Raw genomic sequence first — 8680 nt, 5'->3', positions numbered from 1 at the left:
GAGGATCGCCGGTGCGAGGGGGTGGGGAGGGCCCGGCCTTCCCCACCCCCTTCTCCGTGCTCTTCTCCGGGCGCACGGGCGGGTCCGGTGGGGTGCGGGGCCCCTTAAGGTGAGACACATGAACGATCGCATGGTGTGGATCGACTGCGAGATGACCGGCCTCTCGCTGTCCGACGACGCGCTCATCGAGGTGGCCGCCCTCGTCACCGACTCCGAGCTGAACGTGCTCGGTGAAGGGGTGGACATCGTCATCCGCCCGCCGGACTCCGCGCTGGAGACGATGCCGGAGGTGGTGCGCCAGATGCACACCGCGTCCGGGCTGCTGGACGAGCTGGCCGGGGGTACGACGCTGGCCGACGCCGAGGCGCAGGTGCTCGCGTACATCCGTGAGCACGTCAAGGAGCCGGGCAAGGCCCCGCTGTGCGGCAATTCCGTCGGCACCGACCGCGGCTTCCTGCTGCGCGACATGCCGGCCCTGGAGGCCCACCTCCACTACCGGATCGTCGACGTCTCCTCGATCAAGGAGCTGGCCCGGCGCTGGTACCCGCGTGCCTACTTCAACAGCCCGGAGAAGAACGGCAACCACCGGGCGCTGGCCGACATCCGCGAGTCCATCGCGGAGCTGCGCTACTACCGCGAGGCCGTCTTCGTCCCGCAGCCCGGCCCGGACTCCGACACCGCCAAGTCGATCGCCGCGAAGTACGTCCTGCCGCCCGCGTAGCCCCCTGGGAACGCGTGCGCGGAAACGTGTGCGCGAGCACCCCCCGGGACCCTGTAGACTTCTTCTCGGCCGGTCGGGGAAACGACAAGTTCCACCGCCGGTCGTGGTGGGTGTAGCTCAGCTGGTAGAGCACCTGGTTGTGGTCCAGGAAGTCGCGGGTTCAAGTCCCGTCACTCACCCTGATCGACTGTGGGGCCGTTCCGTTTCGACGGAGCGGCCCCACAGTCGTATCCGCGGCCGATCCCGGCGGGCGGAGCCTACGGTTTGTGGGTCACCCAGAGCGCTTCCGCGGGCCAGCGGTGTGCCCAGTCGGGTGGGTCGGTCCTGTTGTAGCCGTTGAGCGTGCCGGGGTCGGGCCGCGGCTCGATGAGGTCGTCGATGACGAGACCCGCGCCGCGCAGGACCCGGACCCAGTCGCCGTAGGTGAGCTGGTAGCTGGCCGCGCCGTCGCCCTCGGCGATGGTGTCCAGCCCGAAGTAGTCCTGCCGCAGTGTCGTGGTCACGCGGCCGGCGGCTTCGTCGTAGCAGGCTTCGAACCACGGGCTCGCGACGTTGAACACCAGGCGGCCGCCCCGGCGCAGCACGCGGGCGGCCTGCGGGACCGCCAGGTGCGGGGGCGCCCAGCTGAGCCCGCCGAAGTCGCAGAACACCAGGTCGAAGCTGTCGGCGGCGAAGGGGAGCCGTTCGGCGGCGCCCTGCACCAGCGGGTAGCGGTGAGCTCCCCTCGCACGGGCCGCCGCGTCGAGTTGTGCCTCGGACAGATCGACCCCGACCACGTCGGCCCCCTCGGCGGCAAGCGCCCTGGACCACTGCCCGGCACCGCAGCCCAGTTCGAGGACGCGCTTGCCGGTGACGTCCCCCAGGGCCCGCAGGTGCGCGTCGGGGATGGAGTACATGCCCCACAACCGGGGCGCGGCGCCGATCCGCGGGTCGTGCTTCTGCTGGTACGTACCGCTGATCCGATTCCAGAGCCGCCGGTTGGCGGGGATGCTGTCCACGCCCCGACTCCAGCACTGCCCGCCAGGGCCGGTCAACGCCATTACCGCACCCGGTCCGGCCGAGAGCGCCAAGGGGCGGGGCGGTCGGATTCGAACCGACGCCCCTACGACGACTCCCGCCCCACCAGCTCCGTGGCCAGCACCGCGTGCCGCCTCTCCAGCCCCCGCGTCCCCGCCGGACGGCGGTCCGCTATCTCCGACAGGAGGAGGTCGATCATCGCCCGGCCCATTTCCTCTATCGGCTGCCGGACGCTGGTCAGGGGCGGGTCCATGTGGCGGGCGATGGCGGAGTCGTCGTAGCCGACGAGGGCCACGTCGTGGGGGATGCGGCGGCCCGCTTCGCGGAGGCAGTGACGGGCGCCGGCCGCGGTGACGTCGGAGGCGGCGAAGACGGCGTCGAGGTCGGGGCGGCGGGAGAGGAGGGCGGACATGGCGCGGCGGCCGCCCTCCTCGGTGAAGTCGCCCGGTTCGACGAGGAGTTCGTCCACCTCCAGGCCCGCCCCGCGCAGCGCGTCCCGGTAGCCGTCGACGCGGCGCTGGGCGCCGTAGACGTCGGGGCGGCCGGTGATGTGGGCGATGCGGCGGCGGCCGCGGGCGATGAGGTGCTCGACGGCGGAGCGACCGCCGCCGTAGTTGTCGGAGTCGACCGAGGTGAGCGTCTCCCCCGCCGACCGGGGCCCGCTGATCACGGCCGGGATCTCCAGCCGGTCCAGCAGATCCGGCAGCGGGTCGTCGGCGTGCACGGAGACCAGGAGGACACCGTCGACACGGTGGGCGGAGAGGTAGTCGGCGAGCCGTTGCCGCTTGCGGTCGCTGCCCGCGAAGATCAGCAGCAACTGCCACTCGGTGTCGGCGAGTTCCGCCCCCACCCCGCGCAGCATGTCGGAGAAGTACGGCTCGGCGAAGAAGCGGGTCTCCGGCTCGGGCACGACCAGCGCGATGGAGTCGGTGCGGTTGGCCGCGAGCGCGCGGGCCGCGGTGTTGGGGACGTACCCGAGTTCCGCGACCGCGGCCTCCACGGCCGCGCGGGTGGCGTCGCTGACCCGCGGGGAGCCGTTGATCACGCGGGAGACCGTGCCCCGGCCCACCCCGGCCCGGGCGGCCACCTCTTCCAGCGTCGGCCGCCCACCGCTCCGGCCGCCCCGCACCCCGTGGCTCGCCATGGCCTCCGCCTCTCTCGGCCGTCCCACTCAGGCCTCACATTCAACACTGTCCGCCGGAAAATCCCACTGGCCGGTTAACAGCCCGATAACTGAACCGCGTTGGCCGTGCGCACTCCCTTGACACTCCGGCCCGAACGGACGAACCTTCAACCCATCACATGTGGGAGCGCTCCCACGGTACCTGACACCTACACAACCCGCACGTTCCCCGCCCGAGCCGCAGCGAGTACGAACGGGCCCAGATCCACGCGATTTCCATGCAGTTGGCCGGGGGGTCGGCACGTCAGGCAACAGGAGGACGCAATGCGTACGAGCATCCGCAGGTCGCGCGGCACGGTGGCCATGATGGCCGCGACCGCGCTGGCCACGGGTCTGCTGGCGGGCTGCGCCAGCGACTCGGACGACGGCTCGTCGGACGCGGGCGGCGGCGACGGCAAGGGCAACATCACGCTGACGGTCGGCACCTTCGGGGTCTTCGGCTACAAGCAGGCCGGTCTGTACGACGAGTACATGAAGCTGCACCCGGACATCAACATCAAGGAGAACGTCACCACTCGTACGGACGTGTACTGGCCGAAGGTGCTCACCCGCCTCCAGGCCGGTTCGGGCACCGACGACATCCAGGCCATCGAGGTCGGCAACATCACGGAGGCCGTGCAGACGCAGGCCGCCAAGTTCGTCGACCTCGGCAAGGAGGTCGACAAGTCGCAGTGGCTGGACTGGAAGCTCGCCCAGGCCACCACCCAGGACGGCAAGACGATCGGCATCGGCACCGACATCGGCCCGATGGCGGTCTGCTACCGCAAGGACCTCTTCGCCAAGGCCGGCCTGCCCACCGACCGCGCCAAGCTCGCCGAGCAGTGGAAGGGCGACTGGTCCAAGTACGTCGACCTCGGCAAGCAGTACATGAAGAAGGCGCCCAAGGGCACCAAGTACGTCGACTCGGCGGCCTCGGTGTACAACGCCTCCCTGGGCGGTGCCTCCGAGCGGAACTACGACAAGGACGGCAAGGTCGTCTGGGACAAGTCCCAGGGGGTGAAGGACGCCTGGGACGACGCGATGAGCGTGGCGACCAGCGACATGTCGGCCAAGCTGAAGCAGTTCGACCCCACCTGGGACAAGGGCTTCGCCAACGGCTCCTTCGCCACGGTGGCCTGCCCCGCCTGGATGCTCGGCTACATCGGCGAGAAGGCCGGCGACTCCGGCAAGGGCAAGTGGGACGTGGCGGCGGCGCCGACCGCGTCCAACTGGGGCGGCTCCTTCCTCGCGGTGCCGACGGCGACCAAGCACCAGAAGGAGGCCGTCGCGCTGGCCAAGTGGCTGACCGCGCCGGAGCAGCAGGCCAAGGTCTTCGCCAAGCAGGCCAGCTTCCCCTCCACCCCGTCGGCGTACGCGAGCCTGAAGCCGCAGGCGGACACCACCGCGTACTTCTCGAACGCGCCGCTCACCCAGATCTTCTCCGACGCGGCGAAGACCATCCCGGCCCAGCCGCTGGGTCCGAAGGACAAGCCGATCGACACCGCGATCAGTGACATCGGCATCCTCCAGGTCGAGCAGAAGGGCAAGTCCCCGGCCCAGGGCTGGGACGCCGCGTCCAAGGAGATCAAGGACGTGCTCGGCCAGTGACCTCCAACGAGGCTCTCGCGCATCCCGCGTCGAGCGCCGAGACCGCGCCCGGCATCCCGCCGGGCGCGGTCCGGGGCGCTCAGGGTCGCGGTGTGCCGGACGGCGCCCCCTCCTGGCGCAGCCGGCTGTACCGCTGGGACACGAAGGCGTCGCCGTACGCGTTCGTGGCCCCCTTCTTCGTGCTGTTCGGTGTGTTCACCCTGGTTCCGCTGCTGTACACGGTCTGGTACTCGCTGCACGACGTGCAGTTGTCCGCGCTGGACCACCAGAGCTGGGCGGGCCTGGCCAACTACCGGAACCTGCTGTCCTCGGACTTCTTCTGGAACGCGCTGCGGAACACCTTCACCATCGGGCTGATCTCGACCGTCCCGCAGCTCATGGCGGCGCTCTGGCTGGCCCACATGCTCAACTACAAGCTGCGCGGCTCCACCGTGTGGCGCGTGGTGATGCTGACCCCGTACGCGACGTCGGTGGCGGCGGCGACGCTGGTGTTCACGCTGCTGTACTCGTGGGACGGCGGCATGGTGAACTGGATTCTCCACTTCTTCGGTGCCGATCCGGTCAACTGGCGCGAATCGGACTGGGGATCGCAGTTCGCGGTGTCGAGCATCGTGATCTGGCGCTGGACCGGCTACAACGCGCTGATCTACCTGGCCGCCATGCAGGCCATCCCGGCGGACCTGTACGAGTCCGCCGCGCTCGACGGCGCCAACCGGCGCCAGCAGTTCTGGCACGTGACGATCCCGCAGCTGCGGCCGACCGTGCTGTTCACGATCGTCGTCTCGACCATCGGCGCCACCCAGCTCTTCGGTGAACCCCTGCTGTTCGGCGGGGTCAGCGGGACCAAGGGCGGCTCGGAGCACCAGTACCAGACGCTCGGTCTCTACATGTACGACCAGGGCTGGATCATCGGCAACCTCGGCAAGGCGTCCGCCATCGCCTGGACGATGTTCCTGGTCCTGCTGATCATCGCCGCGGTCAACCTGCTGCTGACCCGCTGGCTGAGGAGGTCCGATGACCGCAGGTGAGCTCGTTCTTCCCGAGGCGCGCACCGGCCGGCGCCGGGCCACCAAGGCGGGCAAGCAGTTGCACGCCGGCCCGGTGACCTACGTGGCGCTGGTCGTGTTCGCGCTCGTCTCGCTGGCGCCGCTGGTGTGGACGGCGGTCGCGGCCTCGCGCACCGACCGGCGGCTCGCCCAGGCCCCGCCGCCGCTGTGGTTCGGCGGCAACCTGTTCAAGAACCTCCAGGCCGCCTGGGACCAGGCCGGGCTCGGCACCGCGATGCTCAACTCGCTGATCGTCGCGGGCACGATCACGGTCAGTACGGTGGTCTTCTCCACCCTGGCCGGCTTCGCCTTCGCCAAGCTGCGGTTCAGGTTCTCGGGGCTGCTGTTGCTGCTGACCATCGGCACGATGATGATCCCGCCGCAGCTCGCCGTCGTCCCGCTGTATCTGTGGATGAGCGACCTCGGCTGGTCCAATCAGCTCCAGACGGTGATCCTGCCGAGCCTGGTGACCGCGTTCGGCACGTTCTTCATGCGGCAGTACCTGGTGCAGGCGCTGCCGACCGAGCTGATCGAGGCGGCGCGGGTGGACGGGGCGAGCAGCCTGAGGATCGTGTGGCACGTGGTGTTCCCGGCGGCCCGGCCCGCGATGGCTGTGCTCGGCCTGCTGACCTTCGTGTTCGCCTGGAACGACTTCCTGTGGCCGATCATCGCCCTCAACCAGCAGAACCCGACCGTGCAGGTCGCCCTGAACGCCCTCGGCACCGGGTATGTACCGGACCAGGCGGTCATCATGGCGGGCGCGCTGCTCGGCACCCTGCCGCTGCTGATCGCCTTCCTGCTGTTCGGCAAGCAGATCGTGGGCGGCATCATGCAGGGCGCGATCAAGGGCTGAACTGTCCCGCCGAGCACCGTCCCGTCCAGGGGGGCCGGGACACCGACGCCCCGGCCCCTCCTCTTGCCCCGAGTCTTCCCGACGTCTTCCCGACTCTCGATGGGAGCGCTTCCATGCCCGACTCCTCCTCCACGGTCTCCCCCGTGGCCTCCGAGGTCACCTTCCCGCCGGCCTTCCTCTGGGGCGCGGCGACCTCCGCGTACCAGATCGAGGGGGCGGTGCGCGAGGGCGGCCGTACCCCCTCGATCTGGGACACCTTCAGCCATACGCCCGGCAAGACCGCGGGCGGTGAGACCGGTGACGTGGCCGTCGACCACTACCACCGCTACCGCGACGACGTGGCCCTCATGGCGGACCTGGGCCTCGGCGCGTACCGCTTCTCCGTCTCCTGGTCGCGGGTGCAGCCGACCGGGCGGGGGCCGGCGGTGCAGATCGGGTTGGACTTCTACCGGCGGCTGGTGGACGAGCTGCTGGAGAACGGCATCAAGCCCGCCGTCACCCTCTACCACTGGGACCTCCCGCAGGAGCTGGAGGACGCGGGCGGCTGGCCGGAGCGGGACACCGCGCACCGGTTCGCCGAGTACGCGCACCTGGTCGGCGAGGCGCTGGGCGACCGGGTGGAGAACTGGATCACCCTCAACGAGCCCTGGTGCAGCGCCTTCCTGGGCTACGGCTCCGGGGTGCACGCCCCCGGCCGGACCGATCCGGTGGCCTCGCTGAGGGCGGCCCACCATCTCAACCTGGCGCACGGGCTGGGCGCTTCGGCGCTGCGCGCGGCGATGCCGGCCCGCAACCAGGTCGCGGTGAGCCTCAACTCGGCCGTCGTGCGCCCGCTTTCGCAGGACCCGGCGGACCTGGAGGCGGCCCGGCGCATCGACGACCTGGCCAACGGCGTCTTCCACGGCCCGATGCTGCACGGCGCCTATCCCGAGTCCCTGCTCACCGCGACGGCCCCGCTCACCGACTGGTCCTTCGTGCTGGACGGCGACCTCGCCACCAGCAACGCCCCGCTGGACGCGCTGGGCCTGAACTACTACACCCCGGCGCTGGTCTCGGCGGTGACCGACAAGGTCAGCGGCCCGCGCGCGGACGGCCACGGCGCGAGCGAGCACTCCCCCTGGCCCGGCGCCGACGACGTGCTCTTCCACCAGAGCCCCGGCGAGCGCACCGAGATGGGCTGGACCGTCGACCCGTCCGGCCTGTACGACCTGCTGATGCGCTACACCCGCGAGGCCCCCGGACTCCCGCTGTACATCACGGAGAACGGCGCCGCCTACGACGACAAGCCGGACGCGGACGGCCGGGTGCACGATCCGGAGCGCGTCGCCTACCTGCACGCCCACCTCTCGGCGGTCCGCGACGCCCTGCGCGACGGCGCCGATGTGCGCGGGTACTACCTGTGGTCCCTGATGGACAACTTCGAGTGGTCCTACGGCTACGAGAAGCGGTTCGGCGCGGTCTACGTGGACTACGCGACGCAGGAGCGCACCCCGAAGTCCAGCGCCCGCTGGTACGGCGAGGCGGCCCGCACCGGAACGCTGCCGTCGGTGGAGTCGGCGGGCTGACCGGGACCGGGCCCGCCCGGACCCACGAGTGAGGCCCGGCGGTCTGGACACCGCCGGGCCTCACTTTCCCGCGCGCCTAGTTGAAGGCGGCGAACGCCTTGGAGAAGGCGAACTTGTCCTGGGTGATCGAGCTGCACGTGGCGTCGGCGGTGGGCTTGGTGCCGCCGTCGCAGCTCTTGTCACGGGTGCCGGACCACATGGACAGCGAGGCGATGCCCTTGGACCTGGCGAAGTCCACGAGCTGGCCGGCGTCGTCGACCTTGAAGATCTCGGTGGCCACGTCGTTGACACCGATCATCGGGGTGACGCCGACCGTCTTCCAGGCGTCGTCCTCGGAGAGCGCGAGGACCCCCTTGATCTGGGCCTGCGTGGCGGTCGCGGCCTGGATCGCGTAGTCACCCATGTCGCCGCTGTACGCCGGGCCGTAGTCCATCGCCATGATGTTGACGCCGTCGACGCGGACGCCGTTGGCCTTGGCGTCGGCCAGCAGGTTCACACCGTCCTGGGTGAGGCCCTCGGGCATCACCGGGAGGGTGTAGGAGACGTTCAGGTCGGGGTGGGCGGCCTGGAGCTTGGCGATGGCCTGGGCACGCCTGGTGTTGGCGGCGGTGTTGGGCAGCGCCCCGCCCTCGACGTCGAAGTCGACCTTGGTCAGCTTGAAGGCGTCGACCGCCTTGCCGTACGCGGCGGCCAGGGCGTCGGCGGAGG

General features: G+C 70.5%; 8 protein-coding genes and 1 tRNA gene. 6 read left to right on the top strand and 3 right to left on the bottom strand.

The window, feature by feature from the left end:
- Nucleotides 1–118: 118 nt before the first annotated feature.
- Together orn and CCN33_RS16490 are read left to right on the top strand one after the other, a co-directional pair.
- Nucleotides 119–721: an oligoribonuclease gene (orn, locus tag CCN33_RS16495; protein ID WP_086694364.1), complete on the top strand. Its 603-nt coding sequence runs from the start codon at nucleotides 119–121 to the stop codon at nucleotides 719–721.
- A 106-nt stretch (nucleotides 722–827) separates the two neighbouring features.
- A tRNA-His gene (locus CCN33_RS16490) sits at nucleotides 828–900 on the top strand.
- Nucleotides 901–978: 78 nt separating this feature from the next.
- On the opposite strand, the gene CCN33_RS16485 is transcribed toward CCN33_RS16490, so the two are convergent.
- Together CCN33_RS16485 and CCN33_RS16480 are read right to left on the bottom strand one after the other, a co-directional pair.
- Complete coding sequence (locus tag CCN33_RS16485; RefSeq protein ID WP_086694363.1) at nucleotides 979–1719, bottom strand: class I SAM-dependent methyltransferase; 741 nt, start codon at nucleotides 1717–1719, stop codon at nucleotides 979–981.
- Nucleotides 1720–1823: 104 nt separating this feature from the next.
- Complete coding sequence (locus tag CCN33_RS16480; RefSeq protein ID WP_086694362.1) at nucleotides 1824–2882, bottom strand: LacI family DNA-binding transcriptional regulator; 1059 nt, start codon at nucleotides 2880–2882, stop codon at nucleotides 1824–1826.
- A gap of 303 nt (nucleotides 2883–3185) precedes the next feature.
- Between CCN33_RS16480 and CCN33_RS16475 the strand changes: the two genes are divergently transcribed.
- The 4 genes from CCN33_RS16475 (at nucleotide 3186) to CCN33_RS16460 (ending at nucleotide 7972) form a co-directional block, all read left to right on the top strand.
- Nucleotides 3186–4508, top strand: a complete 1323-nt coding sequence (locus tag CCN33_RS16475; protein WP_086694361.1) for an ABC transporter substrate-binding protein — start codon at nucleotides 3186–3188, stop codon at nucleotides 4506–4508.
- Entirely contained in the window at nucleotides 4505–5536 is a 1032-nt protein-coding gene (locus CCN33_RS16470) for a carbohydrate ABC transporter permease (protein ID WP_086694360.1), read from the top strand. The genes CCN33_RS16475 and CCN33_RS16470 overlap by 4 nt, the downstream gene beginning before the upstream one ends.
- Entirely contained in the window at nucleotides 5523–6407 is an 885-nt protein-coding gene (locus tag CCN33_RS16465) for a carbohydrate ABC transporter permease (protein ID WP_086694359.1), read from the top strand. Before CCN33_RS16470 ends, CCN33_RS16465 begins: the two co-directional genes overlap by 14 nt.
- Nucleotides 6408–6520: 113 nt before the next feature.
- The gene (locus CCN33_RS16460) at nucleotides 6521–7972 is read left to right on the top strand and encodes a GH1 family beta-glucosidase (RefSeq protein WP_086694358.1); all 1452 of its coding nucleotides are present in this window, start codon (nucleotides 6521–6523) and stop codon (nucleotides 7970–7972) included.
- Between the two features lie 76 nt (nucleotides 7973–8048).
- Here the strand turns inward: CCN33_RS16460 and CCN33_RS16455 are convergent.
- Nucleotides 8049–8680, bottom strand: a 632-nt coding sequence (locus CCN33_RS16455; protein WP_483027245.1) for a glycoside hydrolase family 18 protein, incomplete at its 5' end; no start/stop codon positions are given.

Origin of the sequence: Streptomyces recifensis (assembly GCF_002154615.1) — a bacterium.
Lineage (GTDB): Bacteria > Actinomycetota > Actinomycetes > Streptomycetales > Streptomycetaceae > Streptomyces > Streptomyces griseoluteus.
The sequence above is the reverse complement of the archived record's forward strand: the minus strand, read 5'-3'. Positions and strand labels throughout refer to the sequence as shown.

Coding starts and splice junctions, on each gene's coding strand:
- CCN33_RS16465 (WP_086694359.1), top strand. CDS start 5,523: ATGACCGCAGGTGAGCTCGTTCTTCCCGAGGCGCGCACCGGCCGGCGC.
- CCN33_RS16460 (WP_086694358.1), top strand. CDS start 6,521: ATGCCCGACTCCTCCTCCACGGTCTCCCCCGTGGCCTCCGAGGTCACC.
- CCN33_RS16480 (WP_086694362.1), bottom strand. CDS start 2,882: ATGGCGAGCCACGGGGTGCGGGGCGGCCGGAGCGGTGGGCGGCCGACG.
- orn (WP_086694364.1), top strand. CDS start 119: ATGAACGATCGCATGGTGTGGATCGACTGCGAGATGACCGGCCTCTCG.
- CCN33_RS16475 (WP_086694361.1), top strand. CDS start 3,186: ATGCGTACGAGCATCCGCAGGTCGCGCGGCACGGTGGCCATGATGGCC.